The following is a 26,284-nucleotide window of genomic DNA, read 5'->3' as shown; positions in this document are numbered from 1 at the left end:
GATCAGCATCGTCCCCCGCGGTCGCGCCCCTGGCGCGCCGGGGGCGCGGCCGCGGGGGACGGCGCGCCAGGGGCGCGACCGCGGGGGACGATGCTGATCGAGTGGATCTCGCAGAGGGCGTCTCGAGATCCACTCCCGACGGACGTCGCGCGTGATCGAGCGGTTCTCGGGTGCCCGGCGAGTCGGGCGACCGCGCCCGGACATGCTGATCGGGCAGTCCTCGGAGAGGAGGTTCCGAGATCCACCCCGACCGATCTCGCGGCTGATCGAGAAGCTCGCGGGCACACACCGAGTCGGGCGACCGCGCACGGACCTGCTGATCGAGCAGCCCTCGGAGAGGGCGTATCGAGATCGTCCCGGCGAGCGCGCCAGGTGCTCCGCGCCGCCCCCGCGTCGAGTCGGAGTCGGCGGGGAGCGGCAGCGGGCTACAGGGTGGGCGAGACGCCCACGAGGCGGCTGGAGAGGGTCCAGAGGTCGTGGGCGAGAGCGCGGTCTCGGGCCTGGGGGTTCAGGGAGCCGTGCGGCGTCAGCTGGTCGAAGTAGGTGCCGCTCGCGGCGCCGACGTCGGGCTCGGAGGCGAGGGTGATCAGCGGCACCGCACCCGCCTCGGCGGAGATGCCGAAGGAGCCGACCGAGAGGCTCGTCATCAGCTTCATCATCGTGCTGTCGGCGCCGAAGCTCGTCGAGACGACGCCCGGGTGGAACGAGTACGCGTCGACCGACGTCATCAGCAGCCGCTCCGCCAGCTCGCGGATGAAGAGGATCGTCACCAGCTTCGACGTGCCGTACGCCCGCCAGCCGCCGAGCCACGGGCCGCGGCGGTTGTCGAGGTCGTCGAGCCTCAGGCGACCGAAGCGGTTCGCGAGGCTCGCCGTGGAGACGACGCGGACGCCGGCCCGCTCCCTCGAGGTCTCGATCATCCGCGGGAGCAGGAGCCGCGTGAGGAGGAACGGCGCGAGATGGTTGCTCTGTATCGTCCGCTCGTGGCCGTCGACCGTCTCGGCGCGGTGGGAGACGAGCCCGCCCGCGTTGTTCGCCAGCACGTCGATCCGCTCGTAGCGCTCGAGGAGGCCGTCGGCCAGGGCGCGGACGTCGTCGAGCCGGTCGAAGTCGGCCAGGAACGCGTCCCCTCCCACGTCGGCGGCGACCGCGCGGGTGCGCTCGGGGTTCCGCCCGACCACGGCCACGCGGGCACCGGCGGACGCCAGCGCTCCCGCCGCGACCCGGCCGATGCCGGAACTGGCTCCGGTGAGGACGACGACGCGCCCCGTCATGTCAGTGACCACGGAGATATCCGCCCTTCTCGAGACCGGCTTCGATCTCGAATCGATTGCGCAGCGGATCGCGACCCGCCACCGTGTACGCGAACGGGAACCACATCCCGTAGAGCCGCCACTGCTCCTTGTGCACGGCCTCGTGCTCGAGGACGCTGTCGGAGACGTTGGTGCCCGTGAGGTAGCTCGTGCCGACGCAGGACCCTCCGCGGCCGAACGCCCAGGAGGGCAGACCGGTGAAGACGACGAGGCCGTGGCTGCGCCGGATCGGGCCCGTGCTCCACAGCGCGCCCCAGGCGAGTCCGACCGCGCACGCGAAGAGGTAGCCGGGCCGGGTGATCGCCGGATCCAGGGCCACCGTCGCGACGGCTCGACGGAGCGCGCTCACGCGCTGTCGCGTCCGTAGGTCTCGAGCAGCCGCAGCCAGACCTCGCTGATCGTCGGATAGGAGGGGACCGCGTGCCAGAGGCGCGAGAGCGGCACCTCGCCGACGACGGCGATCGTCGCCGAGTGGATCAGCTCGCCGACCTCCTTGCCGACGAAGGTGACGCCGAGGACGACCTTCCGGTCCTCGTCCACGACCATCCTCGCGGTGCCCGTGTAGCCGTCGGCGGCGAGGGCGGCGCCGGCGACCGAGCCGATCTCGTAGTCGACGACGCGGGTGCGGTAGCCGGCCTTCTCGGCGGCCGCGGCGGTGAGGCCGACCGACGCGACCTCGGGGTCGGTGAAGACGACCTGCGGCACGGCCTCGTGGTCCGCGGTCGCGACGTGCGCTCCCCAGGGGGCGTCGTGGACCTCGGCACCGGTGGCGCGCGCGACGATCACGTCGCCGGCCGCACGGGCCTGGTACTTGCCCTGGTGCGTGAGCAGTGCGCGGTGGTTCACGTCGCCGACCCCGTAGAGCCACGGACGCCCGCCGCCGAGGGGAGCACCGTCGCCGCCCAGCACGAGCATCGTGTCGTCGACCGTCAGCGAGGAGCCGGGCTCGAGGCCCACCGTCTCGAGGCCGACGTCGCGGGTGTGCGGGGCGCGGCCGGTCGCGGCGAGCACCTGGTCGGCCTCGATGACGTCGCCGCCCTCGAGCGTCACCGCCACGGTGCCGTCGGACCGGCGCTCGACCGAGACGGGCGAGTCGCCGAGGCGCAGGTCGACGCCGAGCTCCTGGAGCGCCGAGCCGACGAGCTCGCCGGCGAAGGGCTCGAACGGCGCGAGGAGTCCGCTGCGGGCGACGAGCGTGACGGAGGAGCCCATGCCGGCGTAGGCAGTCGCCATCTCGGTCGCGACGACTCCGCCGCCGATGACGACGAGGCGCGGCGGCACCTCCTCGGCCGAGGTGGCCTCGCGGCTCGTCCAGGGGGATGCCGCGCGCAGGCCAGGGATGTCGGGGACGACGGCGGTGGTGCCGGTCGCGACGGCGACGGCGGAGCGGGCGCGGAGCACGCGCACCTCGCCGTCGGGTCCGGTCACGGTCACCTCGCGCTCGCCGCTCAGGCAGCCGTGCCCGCGGACGAGCTCGATGCCGGCGCCCTCGAGCCACTGCACCTGGCCGTGGTCGTCGAAGTGGCTGGTGAAGGAGTCGCGGCGGGCCAGGAGCGCGGGCACGTCGACTCCTCCGCTCACCGCCTGCGCCGCGCCGGGGAGATCACGGGCGGCGCGGAGCGCCATCGGCGGCCGCAGCAGCGCCTTCGAGGGCATGCACGCCCAGTAGGAGCACTCGCCCCCGACGAGCTCGCTCTCGACGACGGCCGCGGTGAGGCCGCCCTGGACCGCGCGGTCCGCGAGGTTCTCGCCCACCGGCCCTGCTCCGATGACGATGACGTCGAACTCGTCCGTCGTGCTGCTCATGCTGTCTCCCTGGGGTTCTCGGAGGCGTCGAGCCCCGTCGTCGGTGGGTGCCCGGCGCTCAATGCGCCGGCACGATCTCGGCCCGCCAGCCGTCGTAGCGGCCGCCGTGGCTCTCGACCGCCTCGATCACCTGGCGGAGGAACGCGGTGGTCGACTCCTCGTCGACCGCGGCGTGGTGGCTCGCGACGAGGACCTGCCTCAGCCGAAGCCGCGAGATCGCGATCTGGAAGCCGGAGGCCACGAGGACGCGCCCGGCGCGCCGCGCGGTGCTGCGGCGGGAGAAGACGGCGAAGTGGTCGACCTCGCGCAGCTCCCACACCTGGTCGCCGTAGCGGAGCCGGATCTCGAGCTGCTGCGCGGCCCGCTCCTGCTGCGCCTCGAGGGAGGAGCCGCCGGGCGCAGTGACGGTGGTGCTCTCGTCGCTCATCGTCCGGTGAACTCCGCCGTCGTGCGCTGGAGGAAGGCCTCGGTGCCGATGCGCGCGTCCTCGGACGCCGCGAGACGCGCGAGCGCCCCGGGGAGTGCGGCCGCGGCTTCGGCGTCGGACGCGGCGACCGCGAGTCGGGCACTGGCCAGGGCGGCCTGCACGGCGAGCGGCGCCTGCGCGGCGATCCGGGCGGCCAGAGTCCAGGCCGCCTCGGCGACCGTCCCGTCGGGGACGACCTGCTGCACGAGGCCGATGCGGTGGGCCTCCTCGGCGTCGAAGAGGTCGCCGGTGAGGATCCAGCGCATCGCGTCGCCCCAGCCGACGGCGCGGGGGAAGCGCAGCGTCGCTCCGCCGAAGGGCAGGATGCCGCGGGCGACCTCGATCTGGCCGAAGCGGGTGGACCGCTCGGCGAGGACGACGTCGCTCGCGAGCGCGAGCTCGATGCCGAGCGTGAGGCAGGTGCCCTGGAGGCCGATGACCACCGGCTTGCTCACGGGGCGGGTGCGCAGGCCCCAGGGGTCGAGACCGCCCTCGGGCACGAAGTCGAGGCCGTCGGAGCCCAGGCGGGGCCCGATGTCGGCGAGGTCGAGCCCGGCCGTGAAGTGCTCGCCCTCGGCGAGGACCACGCCGGCGCGCAGCTCCGGGTCGCGGTCGAGCTCGCCGTACGCGGACGCCAGCTCCGCGAGCAGCCGAAGATCGGCGGCGTTGCGCTTCTCGGGCCGGTCCAGCACGATCGCGAGCACGGTCCCGCGCCGCTCGGTGCGCACGCGCGGTCTCTCGTCGCTCATCGTTCCTCCGCTCGGTCGCGTCCGACCATCTTGCCGGGTGCCGCCGACACGCGCTCGGGCTTGCGCGCCGATGGCAGGGCTCTCTCAGGCCCCGCGGGACAGAGCGCCGAGGAGGCGGAGGATCGTGGGCAGGTCGTCCTCGGCCGCGGTCGGCGACGACGGGGCGAACGAGGTGACGCCGGCGCCCGCGAGCGGGAAGCGGGACCGGAGGGCGTCGAGGCTCGCGACGAGGCGCGAGGCGGGCACGCCGAAGGGCACCGGGTCGAACAGCCCGGCGAGGTCGGCGGGGTCGAGCACGTCCAGGTCGAGGTGCACGTAGACGGAGGCGGCACCGGTCGCCTCGACCGCCGCGACGAGCGACTCCGGGTCGAGGGCGTCCGCGGGCAGCACCGCGGCCCCCCGCTCGACCAGCGGCTCGAGCTCGCCGTCGTCGGCGGAGCGGACACCGGCGAGGACGACGCGCTCGTCGGCCACCCGCTCCTCGGCGCCCGCGCTCAGGAGGCCGACGCCGCGGCCCAGCGCGGCCGAGAGGACCATGCCGCAGAAGGCGCCGCTGGGGGAGGACTCGGGAGTGTGCGCGTCCGGGTGGGCGTCGAGCCAGACCAGCGCGACCGGGCCCGGTGCCGAGCGGACGGCGTGCCCGATCGCCGCGAACTCGACGCCGCAGTCGCCGCCGATCGTGATCACGGGATCGCTGCGGCCCGAGAGGGCCTCGCGCACCCGCTCGGCGACGGTGGCGACCGAGGCGTAGCGGCGGATGCCGGTGTCCTGGGCATCGCCCGCCTCGGCGGGGATGTCGAGGGTCGTGGTGGCGGAGGAGGGCAGATCGCCCCGGATCGCCTCGGCTCCGTCGACGAGGCGCATCGCGCGCGTCGACGCCGAGCCCTGCCACTGGGGGACGACGAGGAAGGAGGCCATGTCCCTCACTATGGCACGCGCGCCGGTGCCGGGTGCCTGCGTGCTCAGGCCGCGGGCAGGCCTCCGGGAACGGCTGCTGGGCGGAGCGACGGGGGTGCGCCGTCGAGGTCGACCAGGGCCTCGTCGAGCGCGGAGCGGGCGCGGTCGGCGGCGGCGCGGGCCTCGTCCAGAGCGCCGGCCGGATCGCCTGCCGCACGGCGCACCGCGGTGTCCAGCTGCCCGAGCGTCTCCTCCGCGAGGATCCGGGGTGCCGCGGTGATGCGCTCGCCGTGCACGGCGGCCAGGAGCAGCACCGACTCGGCGCCGAGCCGGGCCGCGGTGCGCGCCGCCTCGAACAGGAGGAGCTGGCGCTCGGCCTGGGCTCGCGGCTCGCGGTACCCGGAGACGACGGCGTCCAGAGCGGAGTCGGCGTCGAGCAGCAGGACCAGCAGCGCGGCCGGATCGTGGCGGGCGCCGGCCGATCGGGCGTCGTCGGCGTCGAGGAGGAGCGACCGTGCCGCGGCGCACGCGACGGCCACGTCGGCGGCGGAGGCGAGCTGCGCCGAGGTGCGCAGGTCGGAGAGGGTGGCGGCCCGCTCCAGGTCGTCCCGCACGGAGCGCTCGACGCCGCTCAGCTGCACCTCGGCGCGGGTCACGAGCCCGACCAGCGAGTCGACCGCGTCGAGCAGGGCGCCGGGATCGGGGGAGCCGCCGGCGGCGACGTGCTCGACGGCCTCGCGCAGCGGTCGGACCCGGCGCTCGGGAGTGGTCCCGGCGAGGACGGAGACCTCGGAGCGCGCCTGCTGCACGCGCTCCGGGAGGGACGGGCTCGGCGAGGTCACTCCGTGATCGTACGGCCGGAGTGTGACACCGCGTGACACGGCGGTTCGACCGGCGGCGGCGGCGTGCCCAGGATGGAGTCATGACCCGCTCGCTCGCCATCGTCGAGGTCGCCCGCGTGCGACCGGGCCGCGAGGAGTACCACGCCTACGTGCAGATCCTGAACGGCCGCATCCTCGCCCTCGCGCACGAGCGCGGCTGGCGGGCGGAGCGCTTCGCCGCCGAGGAGCTGGGCACGGAGGAGCTGCTGGCGCGCACGGTGGGGGCGGACGCCCTCGTCCTCGCGGGCGGCGAGGACATCGCTCCCGAGCAGTACGGCGCCGACCGCGGCTACCCGGCCGAGGGCCCCCACGCGGAGCGCGCGGACGCCGCCCAGATCGCGCTGGTGCACCGGGCGCTGGCCCGCCGGACCCCGCTGCTGGGCATCTGCCGCGGCCTGCAGATCGTCAACGTCGCGCTCGGCGGCACGCTGGTGCAGGACCTGGGTCCGGAGGCGGAGCACGTCAACGCGGCAGCTCCCGCTCACCAGCGCATGCACCGGCACGAGGTCGGGCTCGCGGCGGGCTCCGTGCTCGGCGGGCTCTTCGGGTCCGAGGCGCTCGCGGTGCAGAGCGCGCACCACCAGGCGGTCGACCTGCTCGCTCCGGGGCTGCGGGTCGTCGCCCGGGCGGAGGACGGCGTGATCGAGGCCGTCGAGCACGTCGCGGCCCCCCTCGTGGGCGTGCAGTGGCACCCCGAGGACCCGGACGCTCCCGCCGGTCAGCTGGCGACGCTGCTCGACGGGCTGGCGCTCGCCGCCGCCCGCGGGGAGTTCGCGCTGCCCCTCGCCGCCTGAGCGGCCGGGGCTCCCCGCGGGCGACCGGGCTCAGCGGGCCAGTCGGGCCATCCACGCCTCGATGTCGTCGGCCGAGCGCGGGATGCCGGCCGAGAGGTTCTCGGCGCCGTCGGCGGTGACGAGCACGTCGTCCTCGATCCGGACGCCGATGCCGCGCAGCTCCTCCGGGACCGTGAGGTCGTCGGGCTGGAAGTAGAGGCCGGGCTCGATCGTGAAGACCATGCCCTCCTCGACCAGTCCGTCGAGGTACATCTCGCGCCGTGCCCGGGCGCAGTCGTGCACGTCGAGCCCGAGGTGGTGGCTGGTGCCGTGGACCATGTAGCGGCGGTGCTGCTGGTTGTCGGCCTCGAGCGCCTCCTCGGCGCTGACCGGCAGCAGGCCCCACTCGGCGGTGCGCCGCGCGATGACGGCCATCGCCGCGGCGTGAACCTCGCGGAAGCGGATGCCGGGTCGGACGATCGCGAACGCGGCGTCGGCCGCCTCCCGCACCGTCTCGTGAACCTGGCGCTGGGCGTTCGTGTAGCGGCCGTCCACCGGGAAGGTGCGCGTGATGTCGGCGGTGTAGTAGCTGTCCTGCTCGACGCCGGCGTCCAGCAGCACCAGCTGGCCGGGGCGCACCGGCCCGTCGTTGCGCGTCCAGTGCAGGATGCAGGCGTGGGGGCCCGCCGCGGCGATGGTGTCGTAGCCGACCGCGTTGCCGTCGGCGCGCGCGCGTCCGTTGAAGACGCCCTCGATCAGGCGCTCGCCCTTCTCGTGGGCGATGATGCGCGGCAGGTCGGAGAGGACGTCCTCGAAGCCGCGGCCCGTCGCGTCGACGGCGGCGCGCAGCTCGGCGATCTCGTAGGCGTCCTTGACCAGGCGGAGCTCGGCGATGTCGCGCTCGAGCGCCGCGTCGCGGTCCGCCCGCTCGTCGGCCTCGACCGCGTCGAGACGGCCGGTCACCGCCGGGTCGGCCTCGCGCAGCACGGCGAGGGGGACGCCGTCGTGCGCGTCGAGGACCGCGTCGAGCTCGGCGATCCCGCGGGTAGCGAGGCCGAGATCGCTCGCGACCTGCGCGAGCGACGGACGCGGCCCGATCCAGAACTCGCCGATCTCGGGGTTGGCGTAGAACTCGTCGGAGTCGCGGCCCGCGCGCTCGCGGAAGTAGAGCGTCGCGCTGTGGCCGGACCCGGCGGGCTCGAGGACGAGCACCGCGCCGGGCTCGGAGTCGGAGCCCCAGCCGGTGAGCCAGGTGAAGGCCGAGTGCGCACGGAACGGGTAGTCGGTGTCGTTCGCGCGCTGCTTGAGGCGGCCCGCCGGGACGACGATGCGCACGCCGGTGTGCAGCGCGGAGAGGCGCTCGCGGCGGGAGGCGGCGAAGGACGCCTGCTCGCGCGGAGCAGGCAGCGGCTCCTCCCGCTCGGCCCAGCCGGACGCGATGAAGTCGCGGAAGCGGTCGGAGGCGGGGGTCGTCGAGCGGTTCGCGGTGGCGCGGGGGCGCGGGGCGGCGGCGGGGTCGGGCGTCTGAGCGGCGGTCCGCTCCTCCGTGTTCGTCATGACTCCCATTGTCCTCCTCCGCACGGCCGCGGGGGCCGCCACGGGCCGGGCGGGGGAGGAGGACGGGGAGTCGGCGTCGGGGAGGAACGTCAGGACGCGTCCTTCACCATCCCGCGGACCGAGAGCTGGACGACCAGCGGCCGGTGGTCGCTCCCGGCGTCGTCGCGGTCGTCGACGACCTGGTAGCCCGAGACCTCCCAGCGTCCGGAGAAGAGGACGTGGTCGATCGGGGCGCCGAGCGCGGGCGGGACCGAGGACGGCCAGGTGCCCAGGGCGGCGCCGCCCGCGACGGTCCCCGCGTCGCGGCAGCCGCCCAGCGCGGCCGAGCCCGGCAGCCCGGTCCAGTGGTCGACCGTGGAGCTCAGATCGCCGAGGACCACGACGTCCTCCTCCGCGGAGCAGAGCGCGGAGACCGAGAGCAGATCGCTCCGCCACTCCGCGAGGCGCGAGGGTATCGGCGCCATGGTGTGCACCGCGGCGAGGACAGGGCGCTCGGGAGTGTCGGGGCGTGCGACGAGGGACGGTGTCGATCCGGTGACGACCGCGGCGGTGTCGACGCTGTAGCTGCCGAGCGAGGGGGAGAGCAGCAGGGCCGCCCCGTCGTCGGCGCCCGACCCGGCGTAGTGGAGGGTCATCGACATCCCCTGGGCGCTGAGCGCGTTCACGACGTCCTGCGCGTGCGTCTGCGAGACCTCGAGGAGGGCGATGCCGTCGACCGCGCTCTCCCGGGCGAGCGAGGCGATCATGTCGACGGGCACGCCGTCGTGCAGCACGTTCCAGGTCGCGAGGCGCACGTCGGCGAGGCGGTGGGCGCGCGGAGCGGCGGAGTCGTAGCCCCGCGCTCCCTGCACTCCCGCGAGCACGAGCGCGAAGACGACGCCGAGCGCCGCGAGGGCCAGCGCGAGGCGCCTGACCGGAGCGACGAGGACCGCGATCACGACCAGGACAGCGGCGAGCCCGACGGCCGCCGCGCCCGTCGCGAGCCGGAACGGCACCAGCTGGGCGAAGGGGGCCTCCCGGGCGATCCCGAAGAAGCCGGGCGCCGCGACCACCAGCAGAGCGATCGCCACGATCACCGCTACCGCGGTCTTCACCAGTCTCGTCCCCATCGCCGCCCAGGCTACTAGGGCATCGGAGGGCTCGCAGGCGGCGCGTCTACGATGAGCGCATGCATGTCGACGGGGGCCGTTACGACCTCCACACCCACTCCGTCGTCTCCGACGGCACCGAGGCTCCGGCCGTCCTGGTGCGGGCCGCGGCCGCGGCCGGGCTCGCCGGAGTGGCGCTCACCGACCACGACACGACCGGCGGCTGGGCCGAGGCGCTCGCCGCGGCCGAGGAGGCGGGCATCGACCTGCTGCCCGGCATGGAGCTCTCCTCCCGCGTCGGCTGGGCCAGCGTCCACGTCCTCGCGTACCTCGTCGATCCGGCGGATCCGGGGCTCGTGGCCGAGACCGCGCGCATCCGCTCGGCCCGCACGCACCGCGCGGAGGCGATCGTCACCGCGATCGCGGCCGACTACGACCTCACCTGGGACGACGTCCTCGCCCAGACCAGCCCGGGCACCACCATCGGGCGTCCGCACATCGCCGACGCGCTCGTCGCCCGCGGCCTGGCCACCGACCGCTCCGCGGCCTTCGCGGGGATCCTCGACTGGCGCGGCGGCTACTACCGCCCGCACTACGCGCCCGACCCGGTCGACGCCGTGCGCCTGGTCCGCGCGGCGGGCGGGGTCCCGGTCATCGCGCACCCGGCCGCGAGCGCCCGCGGGATCGCGGTCGAGTCGATCCTCCCGCAGCTCGTCGACGCCGGCCTGTTCGGCCTCGAGGTCGAGCACCGCGAGAACACGGCCGACGGCAAGCGCCGCCTGCGCGAGCTCGCCGAGCAGTACTCGCTCGTCACCACGGGCTCGAGCGACTACCACGGCACGGGCAAGCCCAACCGCCTGGGCGAGAACACGACCGCGCGCGCGACCGTCGACGCGATCCGCTCCTCCGCCCGCTGAGTCGCGGAGAGCCGCTAAAAGGCGGAGAGCCGCCGGATCACCGTGACCGCTGAGGGGCGGAGAGCCGCTGAGTCGCGTGGGGACACCGCTGAGTCGCGGGGGAGCCGCTGAGACGCCGAGAGCCCGCCCTCCCGCGACGGATCGCGGGGGGACGGGCTCGGGGCGCGGAGGCTCAGGCCTGCGCGTCGGGGCGCGGCGAGCGGCGGCGCGACCGGGTGCGGCGGCGCGGCTCGCTGTTGCCGTCGTGGTGCTCCTTGCTCTCGCTCGAGGGAGCGGGGCCGGTCTGCTGCGGAGCGGTCGAGTCGGCGGAGTCGGAGCGGGTGCGGCGACGCGGCGGCCGGTCGCCCCGCTCGGAGCGCTCGCCGCGGTCGGAGCGCTCGCCCCGGTCCGGGCGCGCGTCGGCCTTCGCCTCGGCGGGGATCGGGGTCGGCTTCAGCCGTCCCTTGGTCCCCGCGGGGATGTCGAGGTCGGTGTAGAGGTGCGGCGACGACGAGTAGGTCTCGACCGGGTCGGGCTGGCCGAACTCCAGCGCCCGGTTGATGAGGGCCCACTTGTGCAGGTCCTCCCAGTCGACGAAGGTCACCGCGATGCCGGTCTTGCCCGCGCGCCCGGTGCGGCCGACGCGGTGCAGGTAGGTCTGGTCGTCGTCCGGGATCGTGTGGTTGATCACGTGGGTGACGTCGTTCACGTCGATGCCGCGCGCGGCGACGTCGGTGGCGATCAGGATGTCCTTCTTGCCGGCCTTGAACGCCGCCATCGCGCGCTCGCGCTGCTCCTGGTTGAGGTCTCCGTGCACGGCCGCCGCGTTGAAGCCGCGGTCGTTGAGCTCCTCGACGATGCGGGCCGCGGCGCGCTTCGTGCGGGTGAAGATGACGGTCTTGCCGCGGCCCTCGGACTGCAGGATGCGCGCGATGACCTCGTCCTTGTCGAGCGAGTGCGCCCGGTAGACGATGTGCTTGATGTTCGCCTGCGTGATGCCCTCGTCGGGGTCGGTCGCGCGGATGTGGATGGGCTTGTTCATGAAGCGGCGCGCGAGCGCGACGATCGCGCCCGGCATCGTCGCCGAGAAGAGCATGGTGTGGCGGGTGGGCGGCGTCTGCGCGAACAGCTTCTCGATGTCCGAGAGGAAGCCCAGGTCGAGCATCTTGTCGGCCTCGTCGAGGACCATCACCTGCACGTTGGCGAGCGAGAGCAGGCGCTGCCCGGCGAGGTCCAGGAGGCGGCCGGGCGTGCCGACGACGATCTGCGCGCCGGCCTTCAGCTGCTCGATCTGGCCCTCGTAGGCCTTGCCGCCGTAGATCGAGACGATCTTGGTCGGCCGGTTGGAGGCGGCCAGCTCGATGTCCTCGGTGACCTGCACGGCGAGCTCGCGGGTCGGGACGACGATGAGCGCCTTGACGCCCGGCTCCGGGTCGGTGCCGAGGGCCTGGATGAGGGGGAGGCCGAAGCCGAAGGTCTTGCCGGTGCCGGTCTTGGCCTGGCCGATGATGTCCTGCTTCTGCAGGGCCAGGGGGATCGTCTGCTCCTGGATGGGGAACGGCTCGAGGATGCCCTTGGCGGCGAGTGCGGCGACGATGTCGTCGTCGATGTTCAGATCGGAGAAAGTCACGGAGTGAAGCGCCTGTCGTGTCGAACGGTCTACGCCCCTGTACGACTCCGGGCGCAGGGTCACCGATCCAGCGCCGGTGACGTCCCGGCGAGTCTACTGCTCCCGGCCCCGCCGGCCCCGGGACCCTGCTCCTCCGGCGCCCTATGCTGAGGAAATGGCTGCCTGGTTCCGACGTCGACGTCCCCTGCTCGAGGTGCCCCGCCTGACGCCCCGCGGTGAGTCGAGCCAGAAGCGCGACCGCGTCGACCTCGCCGACCTCACCCCCGAGGTGCTGCCCTACCTCGGCCAGGTCGCCTACCTCCAGCTCGCGGTGTTCGAGGTGCTGGCGCGCGCCGTCGCCGAGACCGACGACCTCGCGGACAAGGAGGCCATCTCCTCCGCCGCCGGCACGGCGCTCGCGAAGCACCACGCGGTCGTCGCCGAGCTGCGCCGCCGCGACGTGGAGCCCGGCGAGGCCATGACTCCGTTCCGCCCCGCGATCGACACCTTCGAGCGGCTCACCCGCGGTGCGGACCTCCACGAGACGCTGCTCTCGGCGTACATCACGGCGGGCCTGCTCGACGACTTCTTCATCCGCCTCACCGGCGGGCTGCCCACCGACGTGGGGCCGCGCATCGCGCAGACGCTCGGCGCGGACACGGGCGTCGACGGCGTGATCGCGATCCTCCGCCGCGAGATCGCCGCGGACGAGCGCCTGGGCTCGCGCCTGGCCGTCTGGGGCCGCCGCCTGGTGGGCGACACCCTCCTCGTGGCGCGCTCCGCGCTGATGGGGTCGGGCAACCACGACTCCGACGAGTCGCGGATCGAGCCGGTGTTCACCGAGCTCATCGCCTCGCACACGCGCCGGATGGACGCGCTGGGTCTCACGGCCTGACCGTCCCCGGCGCGTCGCTGCGCCGGACGCCGGGAACGACGGAGGCGCGGAAGTCCGAGGACTCCCGCGCCTCCGGCTCGGATCAGGGGGCGATGCGTCCCGAGAGCATCGCCTGCAGGGAGGCTTCGTCGCCGCGGGCGCGGCTGCGCCCGAGCGAGAGGCCGACCGGGACGACGACCACGGCGGTCGCGACGAGGGACAGGACCCAGATCAGGCCGCCGTCCCACGGCAGGCCCGCCCAGGTCAGTGCGACCCAGACGACCGCGGAGACGAGGCCGCCGATCGCCGGGACCAGCACGGAGCCGTGCAGGTGCCGGTGCGGCAGCCCGTAGCGCGCGGCGAGACCGATCAGGACCCCGAACAGGGTGATGAAGAGGAGCTCCACGACGTGTCCGCCCGGGACGCTCTAGGCGACGAAGCCGACGCGGCGCGACTCCTCGGAGCCGACCTCGACGAAGGCGATGGTGGCGGTCGGGACGATGTAGATCTTGCCCTTCTCGTCGCGGAGGCGGAGGACGGCGGTGCCGGCCTCGAGAGCGGTGGTCACCGTCTTCTCGACCTCGGTCACGGACATCGACGACTCGAAGTTGAGCTCGCGCGGGGTGTTGACCATTCCAATACGGATTTCCACCAGCAGTGCCTTTCGGGAGGGGACGAGGGTGTCAGGATACGGGACCGCGCTCGGACGACCGCGCCGGTTTCGCGGTGAGCGGAGCGGGCGGCCGGGGCTCCCGGCGGGGACGGGCGGGAGTGTCGGACCCGGTGGCTACCGTGGTCGTGTGACCGCTCCCGCGACCCCCGCTCCCTCCACTGCAGCCTCCGTCGGCGAGGCGCTCCCGGGCGAGCCCGCGGTCGTGCTGGACGACTCCCAGCGCGCGGTGCTCGCGCTGCCCGAGGGCCGCAGCGCCGCCGTGCTCGGGGCGCCGGGGACGGGCAAGACCACGACGGTCGTCGAGCTGGTCGCCGAGCGCGTCCTCGAGCGGGGGTACCCGCCCGAGTCGGTCGTGGTGCTCGCGGCCAGCCGCACCGCCGCCACCGCCCTGCGCGACGTGCTCGCCCTGCGGCTGGGAGTGCCGACCCGGGGCCCGCTCGCCCGGACCGCGACCTCGCTCGCGTTCGAGGCGGTCACCTCCTCCGCCAAGGAGCGCGGCCTCGAGCGGCCGACCCTCCTGACCGGCGGCGAGCAGGACGCACTCCTGTCGGAGCTCGTCGAGGGCCACCTCGAGGAGGGGACCGGCCCGCGGTGGCCGGAGGAGTTCAGCCCCGAGGTGCTGCGGCTGCGGACCTTCCGGACCGAGCTCCGCGAGTTCGGGATGCGGGCGACCGAGCACGGGCTCGACTCGGACGCGATCCGCGCCCTCGGGGTCGACGCCGAGCGCGGCGAGTGGAGCGCGGCGGCCGACGTGCTCGACGAGCTGCGCGAGGTGGTCGAGTGGATGGCGCCCCAGGCGGGGACCCGCCTGGACGCGGCGGAGTTCGCGGCCTATGCGGCCGAGGCGATCCGCGCCGGCGAGGGCGGCGAGCGGATCGACGCGCTGCGCCTCGTCGTCGTCGACGACCTCCAGGAGGCGAGCGAGTCGACGCTCGTGCTGCTGCGGGCGCTGACGGAGCGCGGGGTGACCGTGATCGCGCTGGGCGACCCGGACGTGGCGACCAGCGCCTACCGCGGCGCGGCCTCCGACACGCTCGGCCGGTTCGCCGCGAGCATCGGCGCGTCCGACGTCGAGACGCTGGTGCTCGCTCGGGTGCACCGCCACTCGGCCGCGCTGCGGGCGGTCGTGTCGGCGGCCACCGAGCGGATCGGCACCGCGGCGGCCGGCCGGCAGCGGGCGGCGGTCGCGGCTCCGGCCCCCGAGGCGGGCCCGGCGCCCGTCCTGGTGCTGCACGCCCCGACGGCGGCGCGCGAGGCGGCGACGGTGGCGCGGCTGCTGCGCGAGCGGCGGCTGCGCGACGGAGTGCCGTGGCGGCGGATGGCGGTCGTCGTCCGCTCCGGAGCCGCGGTCCAGCCGCTGGTGAAGGCGCTCGCGGTGGCGGAGGTGCCGACCCGCTCCGTGCTCGCCGGACGGGCGCTGCGCGACGATCACGCGGCCCGGGCGCTGCTCGTGCTGGTCGGCGTCGCGATCGGCGAGCGGCCCCTGGACGCGGAGCTCGCGGCGGAGCTGCTGCTCGGCCCGTTCGGCGGGGTCGACCGGCTGGGGCTGCGCCGGCTCCGGCTCGCACTCCGGGCGGAGGAGCTGGCCGGCGGCGGCATCCGCGCGAGCGACCCGCTGCTGGTCGAGGCCCTCGCCGCGCCCGGCCGATTCGCGACCATCGACTCCGCTCCCGCCCGGCAGGCCGAGCGGCTGGCCGTGACGATCGACCGGGTCCGCCGCCTGCACGAGGAGGGGGGCTCGATCGAGGAGCTCCTGTGGTCGGCGTGGGAGTCCAGCCGCGTCGCGTCCTCCTGGCGCGAGCTCGCCCTCGGCACCGGCCTGACCGCCGCCGAGGCGAACCGCAACCTCGACGGCGTGGTCGCCCTCTTCAGCGCCGCGCGCCGGTTCGTGGAGCGGGCGACCGGGCACTCCGCGATCGGCTTCGTCACCGAGATCCTCGAGGCGGAGGTGCCCGAGGACACTCTCGCTCCGCGCTCCGTCGAGGACGCGGTCCTCATCGGCACGCCCTCCTCGGTCGTCGGCCTGGAGTTCGACGTCGTGGTGGTGGCGCGGCTGCAGGACGGCGTCTGGCCCAACCTCCGCCAGCGCGGCTCGCTGCTCGATCCGGACGGCCTGCTGCGGCACGCCCGCGGCGAGGGCGGACTGCCGCTCGACGCCCGCAAGGCCACTCTCGACGACGAGCTCCGGATGTTCGTACTGGCCGCCTCGCGCGCTCGGCGGCAGCTGGTGCTCAGCGCCGTCGCGGGCGAGGACGAGACGCCCTCCCTCTTCTTCCGGCTCACTCCGCCGGACGCGCCGCGGCTCGATCCCGCCTCCGCAGTGCCGCTCACGCTGCGCGGGGCGGTGGCGGCGCTGCGCCGGACCGCCACCACGCCGGACTCGACCGAGGCTCCCGCCGCCATCCGAGGGCTCAGCGCCCTGGCGCTCGCGGAGGTCCCCGGCGCCGACCCCTCCTCCTGGTCCGGGGTGCTCGAGCCCTCGACCACGGAGCCGCTCTTCGACGTCGGCGACCCCGAGCGTCCCGTCTCCGTCTCGCCGAGCCGCCTCGAGGCCTTCGAGCGGTCCCCTCTGGACTGGTTCGTCGACGCCGTCTCCGGCTCCACGACGAGCACGGCGATGGGGGTCGGCACCCTCGTGCACTGGGTCCTCGAGAACGCCGAGCGGCCCGATCCGCAGGAGCTGTGGGCGGCTCTCGAGTCGCGGTGGCCCGAGCTGGTCTTCGAGTCGCCCTGGCTGGGGGAGCGGCAGAAGCGCGTCACACGGCGGCTGATCGACGGCCTCGCGGGCTACCTCGCCGACTTCGAGCGCGGGGGAGGCGTGGTGCTCGGCCGCGAGCAGCAGTTCGAGCTCGACGTCCCGCCCGCCCGGGTGCGGGGCTCGATCGACCGCGTCGAGCGCGCGGCCGACGGCTCCGTCACGATCGTCGATCTCAAGACGGGCCGCAGCACCCCCCGCAAGGACGACATCGCCGAGCACGCGCAGCTGGGCAGCTATCAGCTCGCCGTCGCCGAAGGGGCGATCGAGGCGGCCGACCCGGCCGACGGGGGAGGTGCGAAGCTGCTCTTCGTGGCGACGGGCGTGCGCGGGAAGCCGTACCGCGAGGTGGTCCAGGAGCGCTTCGGCGAGGAGGAGCTGGAGCGGCTGCGCGATCGCGTCCGCGCCGCGGCCCTGGGCATGGCGGCGGCGGGCTTCTCGGGCCTGCTCGACGCGACCCCGTTCTCCCCCGGCGACGCCCTGCGGTACCGCATCCACGCGGTGCCCGAGGTCCCGGGGGACGGACTCCTGGCGATCGACGAGGCCGACGAGACAGAGGACCTGGAGGACTCCGAGGAGCCGGGTCCCGATGCGCCGGCCGATCCTTCCGGCCCCGCCGACCCCGACCCCTCCGCCGTCCTCGAGGAGGAGCTGCCGTGATCGACGCCCTGACCATCGCCGAGCGCCTCGACCTGCGCCCGCCCACCGCCGAGCAGCGCGCCGTCATCGAGGCGCCGCTCGAGCCTGCCCTGGTGGTCGCCGGTGCCGGCAGCGGCAAGACCGAGACGATGGCGAACCGCGTCCTTTGGCTCCTCGCGAACGGCCACGCGGCGCCGTCGGAGGTGCTCGGCCTCACCTTCACCCGCAAGGCGGCGGCCGAGCTCGGCGAGCGCATCGGGCGGAGGATCGACCAGCTCGGCGCGGCGGGCCTGCTCCCGCTCGCGCCCGGGCAGTCGGCGCCCGACCCGTTCGAGGCCGCCACCGTCTCGACCTACAACGCCTTCGCGAACACGATCTTCCGCGACAACGCGGCCCTGATCGGCCGCGAGGGGGACGCGACCGTGCTCTCCGAGGCCTCCGCCTGGCATCTCGCGCGGGGAGTCGTGGCCGACACGGCCGATCCGCGCATCCTCGAGGTGGAGGCGGGCATCGACCGGCTGACCGACCTCGTCGTCTCGCTCGCGCACGACCTCGCCGACAACCTCGCCGATCCGGCCGCGGTCGCCGCGTTCGCCGAGGACTTCCTCCGCCTGGGCGAGCTGCCGCGCGGAGGCAGCGGCTCGGGGCTCTACCGCGAGCTCGAGAAGGCGCTGCAGGCCGTGGGCGCGCTGCCGGTGCTGACGGCGCTCGCCGAGCGGTTCCAGGAGGCGAAGGCCGAGCGCGGCTTCGTCGAGTTCTCGGACCAGGTGGCCCTCGCGCTGCGGATCGTCGACCGGGTGCCGCGGATCGTGGACGAGCACCGCACGAGGTACCGGGTGGTGCTCCTCGACGAGTACCAGGACACCTCCGTGCTGCAGACCCGCCTCCTCTCGCGGCTCTTCGCCGGGCAGGGAGTGATGGCCGTGGGCGACCCGCACCAGTCGATCTACGGCTGGCGCGGTGCGAGCGCCGAGGGGCTCGGCCGCTTCGGCACCGATTTCGGGGGAGCGGGCCGCTTCTCCCTCAGCACGAGCTGGCGCAACGGCCGCCGCGTGCTGACCGCCGCGAACGCGATCGTGGAGCCGCTGTCGGCGGGGAGTGCGGTCGCGGTCGACACGCTGAGCGCGGGTCCTCAGGCCTCCGAGCACCCGGTCGAGCTCACCTTCCCCGAGACGATCGAGGAGGAGGCGGACGACGTCGCCGCCTGGTTCGCCGGGCGCCTGCGCCAGAGCGCCGAGCCGCCGTCGGCCGCGGTGCTCTTCCGGGTGCGCGCGCACATGGACCGCTTCGCCGCCGCGCTGGCGAAGCACGGCGTCCGGTACCACATCCTCGGCATCGGGGGCCTGCTGCGGCAGCCCGAGATCGCCGACCTCGTCGCCGCGCTCACCGTGGTCGAGGACCCGGCCGCCGGCAGCGAGCTCGTCCGCCTCCTGGCCGGCGCCCGCTGGCGTCTGGGCGTCCGCGACCTCAAGGCGCTGCGCGACCTCGCCTCGTGGCTCGCGGCGCGCGACCACGCCCACCGGCTGCTCCCGGAGGAGGTGCGCGAGCGGATGCGCGCGTCCGTCACCGAGGGCGAGGGCGGCTCGATCGTCGAGGCCCTCGACTTCATCGCGGCGCGGCGCCCCGGCGACGACGGGCGGATCGACCACTCCGCGCTCGGCGGGTTCAGCGCCGAGGGCCTGCGGCGCCTGCACGAGGCGGGCACCCTGTTCGCCCGGCTGCGCGCCCGGGCCGGGCTCGACCTCCTCGACTTCGTCACCCTGGTCGAGCAGGAGCTGGGCCTGGACATCGAGGTCGAGGCGAACGAGTCGCGCGGGGACGGCCGCGCCAACCTCGAGGCCTTCCGCGAGGCGGTGGCCGGGTACCTGCAGACGGACGACCGCGGCGCCGGCACCGGCTCCTCCCTCCGCGGATTCCTCCGCTGGCTCGTCCTCGCGGACAAGCGCGACGGCCTGGCCCCGCGACCGGAGGACCCGGAACCGGGGACGGTGCAGCTGCTGACGATCCACGGCTCCAAGGGTCTGGAGTGGGACCTCGTCGCCGTCCCGCGGATGGTCGACGGCGAGCTCCCCGGCACGCCGGTCGAGGGCTTCCGCGGGTGGGTCAGACTGGGCGCGATGCCCTACGCGTTCCGCGGCGACGCCGCCGAGCTCCCCGATCTCGCCTGGCGCGGCTGCAGCACGCAGAAGGAGGTCGTCGACGCGATCGGAGCGTTCGGCGACACCCTCCGCGAGCGCAACGAGGCGGAGGAGCGGCGTCTCGCCTACGTGGCCGTCACGCGGGCGCGTCACCACCTCCTGCTCAGCGGCTCGTGGTGGGCCGGCCAGGCCAAGCCGCGCGGACCGGGCGTCTTCCTCCGCGACCTCGAGGAGGCCGGCACGATCCCGCCGCTGCCGACCGAGCCCGCGAACGAGGAGAACCCGCTCGAGCGGGCCCCGCGCACGTTCCGCTGGCCCCACGATCCGCTCGGCTCCCGCGGCGACCGGGTCCGCGCCGCCGCCGCCCGGGTCCGCAGCGCCGAGCCCGCTCTGCTCGGGGCGCGCGGCGACGACATCCGCCTGCTGCTCGCCGAGCGGGCGGTGCGGCTGGCCGGGGGCGAGCGCACGCCGCTGCCCACCCGCATCCCCGCCTCCCGGTTCAAGGACATCGTCAGCACGCCGGACGAGGTCGCGGCGCAGCTGCGCCGGCCGATGCCGGAGCGCCCCTACCGGCAGACCCGGCTCGGCACGACCTTCCACTCCTGGGTCGAGAACCGCTTCGGCGTCCAGGGCGGGGCGGAGGCAGTCGACACCTTCCCCGACGAGCTCGACGACGCCGGCCCCGCGAGCGTCGAGCAGGAGCGGCTCGACGCCCTGATCGCCACCTTCGAGCGCTCGGAGTGGGCCGACCGGCGCCCGGAGGCGGTCGAGATCGAGATCCACCTCCAGCTCGCCGGCCACGTCGTCGTCTGCAAGCTCGACGCGGTGTACCCGACGGAGGACGGCGTGCAGATCGTCGACTGGAAGACCGGGCGGGCGCCGAAGGACGCCGCCGACCTCGAGCTCAAGCAGTTCCAGCTCGCGCTGTACCGGCTCGCCTACTCGCGCTGGCGGGGGGTGCCGCTCGAGAGCGTCGACGCCGTGTTCTACTTCGTCGCCGACGACCTCGTGCTGCGGCCCGAGCGGTTCTACTCCGAGCGCGAGCTCGCGGAGTCGCTCTCCTCGGCGACGGGAGCGAGCCCGCGGCCGTGAGCGGAGGAGCCCGTGCGGGCTCCCGGCGTGCGGTTGAGCAGCTCCTCGACCTCCGAGACCTCCAGCACCGGGCCGGTGTCGGTCGAGAGGGGCGCGGAGAGGTCGCCCAGCACGCTGTCGACCAGCGTGTCGAGCATGGCGACCGCGTCGTCCACGATGGCGGAGTCGTCGGTCTCGGTGCCGTGCAGCAGCCAGCGGGCGAGTTCGAGCTCGGCGTAGAGCTGGGCGCGCTGGCGGATCGTGCGGTCCACTGCTCCCGCGCGCATCCGGGAGTAGGCGGAGAGCGCCGTCTCCGAGCCCGGGGCGCTCAGCAGCCAGTGCAGGTCGCGCGCCGGGTCGCCGACCCGCAGCGCCGCCCAGCCGAGCACGGCCGCGACGACGTCGCCCGAGCGGAGGAAGGAGTCGGCGGTCATCGAGCCGTTCACCACGGTCGGGTCGAACTGCCAGAGCGCCTCGTCGGAGGAGGCCGACTCCCAGCGCGCGACGAGCGCCGCCGGGACGTGGCCGGTGTCGGCCGCGCGCTCGATCACCGCGACCGTCTCGTTCACGCTGTCGCGCGCGGTCGCGATCGGCAGGCCCGCCTCCTGGACGAACGACACCGGGAGCGAGTGGATCGCCCCGATGGCCCGGCCGATCGAGTCCGCGAGCCCGCTCTGCGCGGCCACGTCGTCGATGAGGACGCGATCCCCCTCGAGGTACTCGTAGACGACCGCGCGGGTGCCGTCGAACGGCGTCTGCCCGACGCTCTCCTGCAGATCGAAGGGCAGGCGGCTGCGGATGCCGGCGGTCAGCGCTCGGAGCGCGACGAGGTCGCCGAGCTGCTCCTGCTCCGCGAGCGCGGACGTGGGCACGCGCACGACGAGGGGGGCGCCCTCGCGCGTCGTCAGCAGGGCGGAGTCGAAGTCGCCGTGCGTCGAGGAGGTGAAGGGGCGCGCGGAGCGGACGTCGAGGCCCTCGACGGCCGAGGTGGCCAGCGCGGCTAGAGTGAGATGGGATCTGGCCATGGTTTCCAGGGTAGGCGGCTCGTGCCCGGCCGGCCCGCCGCCACGCGCTGTCCCGCCGATGCCGTCGAAGGCCCGCGACAGCGGTCCTCGCGGCCCCCGTCACGAAATGAGCCCCGGATGTCACTGCCCTTCGCCGATCGCCTCCCGCTCTCGCGACAGGCGGCCGACCGCGACGGCGTCGGACGCTCGCGGCCCGCGCTCTTCGACGAGCTGCTCGCCGATCCCGCCACCCGCGTGCTCGTCCTGCACCACGACCGGACCCTGGTCGAGGCCGACCGCCTCCTCCTGCGCCGCCCCGAGGACGTGACCGCCGGCACCCTCCGGATCTACCTCGGCCGCACGCTCGCCGAGGCCCCCGGCGAGCCGGTCGGAACCCCCGTCATCGCGACCGTCCTCACCGACGCGGCCGCCGCCGAGCTCGAGCCCGACGAGGAGCGGTGGAGCGGCCTGCGCCCGATCGCCGAGCGCCTGAGCGACCGCGACGCGGGCCTGTTCACCGAGGCCCTCGCCATCGCGAACTGGCACGCCTCGCACGGCTACTCGCCCCGCAACGGCGACCCGACCGTGGTCGAGCAGGGCGGCTGGGTCCGCCGCTCGCCCACCGACGGCAGCCAGGTCTTCCCGCGCACGGATCCGGCGATCATCGTCTGCGTCCTCGACGCGGACGACCGCCTCCTCCTCGGCTCGAACGCGATGTGGGGCACCGGCCGCTTCTCCCTGCTCGCCGGCTTCGTCGAGCCGGGCGAGTCGCTCGAGGCCGCGGTGATCCGCGAGATCGGCGAGGAGTCGGGCATGCGCGTCGTCGACCCGCAGTACCTCGGCTCGCAGCCCTGGCCCTTCCCCGCCTCCCTCATGGTCGGCTTCACCGCCCGCCTCGCCGAGGACCAGTCCCCGGAGGATCTGCTCCCGGACGGCGAGGAGATCGTCGAGCTGCGCTGGTTCACCCGGCAGCAGCTGCACGACTCGCTCGAGTCCGTGCTGCTGCCCGGCCGCTCGTCCATCGCCCGCGCGATGATCGAGGACTGGTACGGAGGCGAGCTGGAGAACGGCCCGATCGCGTGACCCTGCTCGACGGACTCGACGAAGGGCAGCGCGAGGCTGCGGAGGCGCTGCTGGGGCCGGTCTGCGTCCTCGCGGGAGCGGGCACCGGCAAGACGCGGACGATCACGCACCGCATCGCGCACGGAGTGGCGACCGGCGTCTACACGCCCGGTCGCGTCATGGCCCTGACCTTCACCAGCCGCGCCGCGGCCGAGCTGCGCTCGCGCCTGCGGGTGCTCGGCGCCGGCGGCGTCCAGGCCCGCACCTTCCACGCCGCCGCCCTCTCGCAGCTCGGCTACTTCTGGCCGCAGCTGGTGGGGGGCACGATGCCCCAGCTGCTCGACGGCAAGGCGCGCCTGCTCGGGCACGCGGCCGAGCGGCTCCGCCTGAAGCTCGACACGGCGACGCTCCGCGACCTCTCGGCCGAGATCGAGTGGCGGAAGGTGTCCGCCCTCTCGCTCGAGCAGTACGCCGTCGCCGCCCGCACGCGCCCCCTGCCCGGACGGCTCACCCTGGAGCAGACGGTCGCGCTCGTGGACGAGTACGAGGGGCTGAAGGACCAGCGCCGCCAGATCGACTTCGAGGACGTCCTGCTCGTGACCGCCGGGATGCTCGAGTCCGAGCCCGCGATGGCGATGCAGGTGCGCGAGCAGTACCGCTTCTTCGTCGTCGACGAGTACCAGGACGTCTCGCCGCTGCAGCAGCGGCTCCTGGAGCTCTGGCTCGGCGACCGGAGCGACCTCTGCGTCGTCGGCGACGCCAGCCAGACCATCTACTCCTTCGCGGGTGCGCGGGCCGACTACCTCCTCGACTTCCCGTCCCGCTGGCCGGCCGCCACCGTGGTGCGCCTGGAGGAGAACTACCGCTCGGCCGTGCCGATCGTGCAGACCGCGAACCGCCTCATGCGGGGCAGGCCCGGGGCCCTCTCGCTCCACGCCGTCGCCGCCGCCGAGGCGCCGGAGCCCGCGATCGACGCCTACCCGGACGACATAGCGGAGGGGCGCGGGATCGCGGCGCGGGTCGCGGCCGACATCGAGGCGGGGGTGCGCCCCTCCGACATCGCGGTCCTCTTCCGCACCAACAGCCAGTCGGCGGTCATCGAGCACGCCCTGCACGAGCGGGGAGTGAGCGCGCACATGCGCGGCGGCAAGCGCTTCTTCGATCTCCCCGAGGTCAAGCAGGCCGTGATGCAGCTGCGCGCGGCGTCCGTGTCGATCAGCGGCGAGCCGCTGTTCAAGTCGGTGAGCGACGTCCTCCGCTCGCTCGGCTGGAGCGCCGAGCCCCCGTCGGCGCCCGGTGCGGTGCGCGACCGGTGGGAGTCGCTGGACACGCTGGCCCGCCTCGTCGACGAGGCCCCTGCCGGATGGACCTTCCGGCAGTTCACCGACGACCTGATCGCACGCCAGCAGGTGCACCACGAGCCGGACCGCGGCGCGGTCACCCTCGCCACGCTGCACTCGGCGAAGGGCCTCGAGTGGGAGTCGGTGCACCTGATGGGGCTCGCCGAGGGCCTGCTGCCGATCTCGTACGCCGCCGGCCTCGAGGCGATCGACGAGGAGCGGCGCCTCCTCTACGTCGGCATCACCCGGGCCCGTCGGCGCCTGCGCCTCTCGTGGGCGCGCTCGACGGTCGGCCGCGTCACGCGGAGGGAGCCGTCGCGCTTCCTCGAAGAGCTCGGCACGCGCACTCGGGGTGCGGCTCCCGCTCCCGCACGGTGAACGCTCCGGAGGCGTCGCTGTAGACCCGCTCGGCCGCGCGGAGCCCTCGCCAGCCCGCGAGCAGCCGCCGCAGCACGGCGTCGGCGGCCGCCACGGCGATCGCCGCGCTCGCGAGCGGCGTGCGGGTGGGGGCTGAGCGGCCGAGCACCTGGATCACGAGGCGCGCGCGATCCGGGTCGAGGTCCATCCGGTCCCGCTCGGCGCAGTGCAGGCACGGTCCGGACCCCGGCTCCACCAGGGGTCCGAGGCGCACCGATTCGTCGCCGAACACCACCGCCAGGTGCGGCACATCGGCCGCGAGCCAGTGCGCGGCGCGGGCGGGGGCGACCGCGAAGTCGGCGATCAGCACGGCGAGGTCCGGCGTCCCGTCGTCGGCGAGCAGCGAGCAGCCCTCGCTCCGGAGCAGCGTGCGCAGTGCGTCCGGTGCCGCGCCCGTCCCCTCGACGACGACCCGCGGTGCCGGGGGAGGGCCGGGCTCGACGCTGCGCAGCAGGACCGGCCGGAGCGCCTCGAGCACCTCGTCGACCCGCGCCTCGCTCGCTCCGGCGCGCGCCGCGATCAGGCGGACGGTGCCGGCGCTGGTGCCCACGCGGAGGGCGTCGAGCAGCAGCTCCTCCGGGTAGCCGACGCCGTCCAGGACCGCGTGCGGCCGGTCGAGGCCGAGCTGCACCGCGGTCGCGGAGCGCCAGAGCAGGGGGAGTCGGGGATCGAGCCGGAGCACCATCCGGCGATCATGGCCGAGACCTGCCCGGCGCCGCGCGAGTTGTCCACAGGCGGGCGCCGGACGGGGGTCAGACGGGGCGGTCGCCCGTGGGGGAGGAGCCGCGGTCGTCGTCGTCCGGCGAGCCGGCGTCGTCGGTCGTGTCCGGAGCGTCTCCGGAGGCGCCGTCGCCCTCGCGCGGCATCGTGCCGTTCAGCAGGTCCTCCAGCGCGCGGTCCATCTCGTCGGGCTCCGGGGTCTCGCCGCGGGCCTCGGCCGTGAGCCGGGCGACGAGCGCGCTCGGGTCGTCCAGGTCCTCCGAGCCGGGGAGCAGGTCGGGGTGCGACCAGAGGGAGTCGCGGGCCTCGGGCCCGACGGCGTCGGTCACGGCCTGCCACATCGCGGCGGCCTCGCGGAGGCGGCGCGGGCGCAGCTCCAGGCCGACGAGGGTGGCGAAGGCGGATTCGGCCGGCCCGCCGGAGGCGCGGCGGCGGCGGACCGTCTCGGCGATCGCCCCGGCGCTGGGCAGGCGCGTGGTCGCCGCCGCGGTGACGACGTCGACCCACCCCTCGATGAGGGCGAGGACGGTCTCGAGGCGGCCGTGCGCGGCGAGCTGCTCCTCCGTCTTCGGCGGGATGAGCGCGCCGGAGGTCATCGCGTCGCGGAGCTCCTCGGGGTTCGACGGGTCGAAGCCCTCGGCCAGCTCCTCGAGGCGGGTGGTGTCGATGCTGATCCCGCGCGCGAAGTCGGTGATCTGCGAGATGAGGGCGAGACGGAGCCATTTTCCGTGCCGGAAGAGGCGGGCGTGCGCGAGCTCGCGGACCGCAAGGTACAGCTGCACCTGGTCCAGCGGGATGTCGAGGCCCTCGCCGAACGCGGCGACGTTCTGCGGCAGGATCGCCGCGTCGTTCTCCTCCAGCAGCGGGATGCCGATGTCGCCGCCCGAGACGACCTCGGCGGCGAGCTGCCCGACGACCTGGCCCAGCTGCAGGGCGAACAGGGTGCCGCCGATCCCGCGCATCATGCCCTCGGCACCGGCGATCATCGCCTGCATCTCCTCCGGGGCCTGCTCTCGGAGCACGCGGGTCAGCGCGTCCGAGATGCTCAGCGCCACCGGCTCGGCGAGCTGGGTCCAGACCGGCATCGTCAGGGAGATCCACTCGAGGCGGCTGATCGAGCGCGGCGTGCGGCTCAGCTCGGAGACGTACGCGACCTCGTCGAGCCAGAGCGCGGCGACGCCGAAGGCCGCGTCGATCGGAGCCCGCACGGAGTCGGACACCGGCGCGGACTCGGCGCGCGCGAGCTGCTTCGCCTGCTCGAGCGAGAGCGTCCAGTTGACGCCGCCGTCGCCGTTCTGCTGCATCGCGCTCTGCAGCTGCGAGAGCAGGTTCTGCAGGGCCACCGGGTCGTTGGGCAGGCCTGCCGCTCCGGCGAGCTGCGAGGGGTCGACCGGGCCGTTCCCCGAGAGGAACTGCCGCAGCATCTCCCGGAACTCATCCTCGGAGCCGCCGCCCGCTCGGTCCGCACTGTCGCCATCGGCCATCGGGATCAGCCCTCCGTCGCTCACCTGAATCCGGTCGCCGCACCGCCTCCGCGGCCCTGCACAGGGCGCCGG

Annotated in this window: 22 protein-coding genes; 7 read left to right on the top strand and 15 right to left on the bottom strand. The window is 74.8% G+C overall.

Annotated features, from left to right (window positions below):
* Nucleotides 1-425: 425 nt before the first annotated feature.
* The 7 genes from C5C59_RS02875 to C5C59_RS02845 all read right to left on the bottom strand — a co-directional run bounded on the left by C5C59_RS02875 (nucleotide 426) and on the right by C5C59_RS02845 (nucleotide 6,073).
* Nucleotides 426-1,286 carry an SDR family NAD(P)-dependent oxidoreductase gene (locus C5C59_RS02875; protein ID WP_258062546.1) on the bottom strand — a complete coding sequence of 287 codons (861 nt, stop codon included), beginning with the start codon at nucleotides 1,284-1,286 and terminating at the stop codon, nucleotides 426-428.
* On the bottom strand, nucleotides 1,276-1,662 hold the full coding sequence (locus C5C59_RS02870; protein ID WP_104227423.1) for a Fe-S oxidoreductase: 387 nt from the start codon (nucleotides 1,660-1,662) through the stop codon (nucleotides 1,276-1,278). The genes C5C59_RS02875 and C5C59_RS02870 overlap by 11 nt, the downstream gene beginning before the upstream one ends.
* The gene (locus C5C59_RS02865; RefSeq protein WP_104239620.1) at nucleotides 1,659-3,119 is read right to left on the bottom strand and encodes an NAD(P)/FAD-dependent oxidoreductase; all 1,461 of its coding nucleotides are present in this window, start codon (nucleotides 3,117-3,119) and stop codon (nucleotides 1,659-1,661) included. Before C5C59_RS02865 ends, C5C59_RS02870 begins: the two co-directional genes overlap by 4 nt.
* 58 nt (nucleotides 3,120-3,177) lie before the next feature.
* Complete coding sequence (locus tag C5C59_RS02860) at nucleotides 3,178-3,546, bottom strand: ribonuclease E inhibitor RraB (protein WP_104225032.1); 369 nt, start codon at nucleotides 3,544-3,546, stop codon at nucleotides 3,178-3,180.
* A complete protein-coding gene (locus C5C59_RS02855; protein WP_104239621.1) occupies nucleotides 3,543-4,334 on the bottom strand; it encodes a crotonase/enoyl-CoA hydratase family protein in 792 nt (263 codons plus the stop codon). Before C5C59_RS02855 ends, C5C59_RS02860 begins: the two co-directional genes overlap by 4 nt.
* A gap of 84 nt (nucleotides 4,335-4,418) precedes the next feature.
* Nucleotides 4,419-5,252: an arginase family protein gene (locus tag C5C59_RS02850; RefSeq protein ID WP_104239622.1), complete on the bottom strand. Its 834-nt coding sequence runs from the start codon at nucleotides 5,250-5,252 to the stop codon at nucleotides 4,419-4,421.
* A gap of 44 nt (nucleotides 5,253-5,296) precedes the next feature.
* The gene (locus C5C59_RS02845) at nucleotides 5,297-6,073 is read right to left on the bottom strand and encodes a hypothetical protein (RefSeq protein ID WP_104239623.1); all 777 of its coding nucleotides are present in this window, start codon (nucleotides 6,071-6,073) and stop codon (nucleotides 5,297-5,299) included.
* Nucleotides 6,074-6,153: 80 nt separating this feature from the next.
* Here C5C59_RS02845 and C5C59_RS02840 point away from each other — a divergent pair, with 80 nt between their 5' ends.
* A complete protein-coding gene (locus C5C59_RS02840; RefSeq protein ID WP_104239624.1) occupies nucleotides 6,154-6,906 on the top strand; it encodes a gamma-glutamyl-gamma-aminobutyrate hydrolase family protein in 753 nt (250 codons plus the stop codon).
* Between the two features lie 30 nt (nucleotides 6,907-6,936).
* On the opposite strand, the gene C5C59_RS02835 is transcribed toward C5C59_RS02840, so the two are convergent.
* Together C5C59_RS02835 and C5C59_RS02830 are read right to left on the bottom strand one after the other, a co-directional pair.
* Complete coding sequence (locus C5C59_RS02835; protein ID WP_258062545.1) at nucleotides 6,937-8,442, bottom strand: aminopeptidase P family protein; 1,506 nt, start codon at nucleotides 8,440-8,442, stop codon at nucleotides 6,937-6,939.
* 89 nt (nucleotides 8,443-8,531) lie between these two features.
* Complete coding sequence (locus C5C59_RS02830) at nucleotides 8,532-9,551, bottom strand: endonuclease/exonuclease/phosphatase family protein (protein WP_104251216.1); 1,020 nt, start codon at nucleotides 9,549-9,551, stop codon at nucleotides 8,532-8,534.
* A 59-nt stretch (nucleotides 9,552-9,610) separates the two neighbouring features.
* Here C5C59_RS02830 and C5C59_RS02825 point away from each other — a divergent pair, with 59 nt between their 5' ends.
* A complete protein-coding gene (locus C5C59_RS02825; protein ID WP_104224845.1) occupies nucleotides 9,611-10,447 on the top strand; it encodes a PHP domain-containing protein in 837 nt (278 codons plus the stop codon).
* 172 nt (nucleotides 10,448-10,619) lie between these two features.
* Here the strand turns inward: C5C59_RS02825 and C5C59_RS02820 are convergent, their stop codons facing one another.
* The gene (locus tag C5C59_RS02820; RefSeq protein ID WP_104224844.1) at nucleotides 10,620-12,056 is read right to left on the bottom strand and encodes a DEAD/DEAH box helicase; all 1,437 of its coding nucleotides are present in this window, start codon (nucleotides 12,054-12,056) and stop codon (nucleotides 10,620-10,622) included.
* Between the two features lie 154 nt (nucleotides 12,057-12,210).
* On the opposite strand from C5C59_RS02820, the gene C5C59_RS02815 reads away from it, so the two are divergent.
* A complete protein-coding gene (locus tag C5C59_RS02815) occupies nucleotides 12,211-12,930 on the top strand; it encodes a ferritin-like fold-containing protein (protein WP_104224843.1) in 720 nt (239 codons plus the stop codon).
* Nucleotides 12,931-13,012: 82 nt separating this feature from the next.
* On the opposite strand, the gene C5C59_RS02810 is transcribed toward C5C59_RS02815, so the two are convergent.
* Nucleotides 13,013-13,315 (bottom strand): hypothetical protein, encoded by a 303-nt coding sequence (locus C5C59_RS02810; protein WP_104238186.1) that lies wholly within the window; start codon nucleotides 13,313-13,315, stop codon nucleotides 13,013-13,015.
* 21 nt (nucleotides 13,316-13,336) lie between these two features.
* Complete coding sequence (locus C5C59_RS02805; protein ID WP_104224841.1) at nucleotides 13,337-13,561, bottom strand: DUF3107 domain-containing protein; 225 nt, start codon at nucleotides 13,559-13,561, stop codon at nucleotides 13,337-13,339.
* Nucleotides 13,562-13,709: 148 nt separating this feature from the next.
* Between C5C59_RS02805 and C5C59_RS02800 the strand changes: the two genes are divergently transcribed.
* Together C5C59_RS02800 and C5C59_RS02795 are read left to right on the top strand one after the other, a co-directional pair.
* On the top strand, nucleotides 13,710-16,997 hold the full coding sequence (locus C5C59_RS02800) for an ATP-dependent DNA helicase (RefSeq protein ID WP_104238185.1): 3,288 nt from the start codon (nucleotides 13,710-13,712) through the stop codon (nucleotides 16,995-16,997).
* Nucleotides 16,994-20,206 carry an ATP-dependent DNA helicase gene (locus tag C5C59_RS02795; RefSeq protein WP_104238184.1) on the top strand — a complete coding sequence of 1,071 codons (3,213 nt, stop codon included), beginning with the start codon at nucleotides 16,994-16,996 and terminating at the stop codon, nucleotides 20,204-20,206. Before C5C59_RS02800 ends, C5C59_RS02795 begins: the two co-directional genes overlap by 4 nt.
* Here the strand turns inward: C5C59_RS02795 and C5C59_RS02790 are convergent.
* Entirely contained in the window at nucleotides 20,143-21,210 is a 1,068-nt protein-coding gene (locus C5C59_RS02790) for a phosphotransferase (RefSeq protein ID WP_104238183.1), read from the bottom strand. The two genes, C5C59_RS02795 and C5C59_RS02790, sit on opposite strands and share 64 nt — an antisense overlap.
* Before the next feature lie 117 nt (nucleotides 21,211-21,327).
* Between C5C59_RS02790 and nudC the strand changes: the two genes are divergently transcribed.
* Entirely contained in the window at nucleotides 21,328-22,272 is a 945-nt protein-coding gene (gene nudC / locus C5C59_RS02785; RefSeq protein ID WP_104233180.1) for an NAD(+) diphosphatase, read from the top strand.
* On the top strand, nucleotides 22,269-23,969 hold the full coding sequence (locus C5C59_RS02780; protein WP_104238182.1) for an ATP-dependent helicase: 1,701 nt from the start codon (nucleotides 22,269-22,271) through the stop codon (nucleotides 23,967-23,969). Before nudC ends, C5C59_RS02780 begins: the two co-directional genes overlap by 4 nt.
* Here the strand turns inward: C5C59_RS02780 and C5C59_RS02775 are convergent.
* Nucleotides 23,890-24,693, bottom strand: coding sequence for a hypothetical protein (locus C5C59_RS02775; protein WP_104224835.1), 804 nt, complete (start codon nucleotides 24,691-24,693; stop codon nucleotides 23,890-23,892). The two genes, C5C59_RS02780 and C5C59_RS02775, sit on opposite strands and share 80 nt — an antisense overlap.
* A 67-nt stretch (nucleotides 24,694-24,760) precedes the next feature.
* Nucleotides 24,761-26,212 (bottom strand): zinc-dependent metalloprotease, encoded by a 1,452-nt coding sequence (locus tag C5C59_RS02770; protein WP_104238192.1) that lies wholly within the window; start codon nucleotides 26,210-26,212, stop codon nucleotides 24,761-24,763.
* Between the last annotated feature and the right edge of the window lie 72 nt (nucleotides 26,213-26,284).

The sequence above is a fragment of the Rathayibacter sp. AY1F4 genome (assembly GCF_002931775.1).
Taxonomy (GTDB): Bacteria; Actinomycetota; Actinomycetes; order Actinomycetales; family Microbacteriaceae; genus Rathayibacter.
Note: the sequence above shows the minus strand (reverse complement) of the source record. Positions and strands in the feature narration are given on the sequence as shown.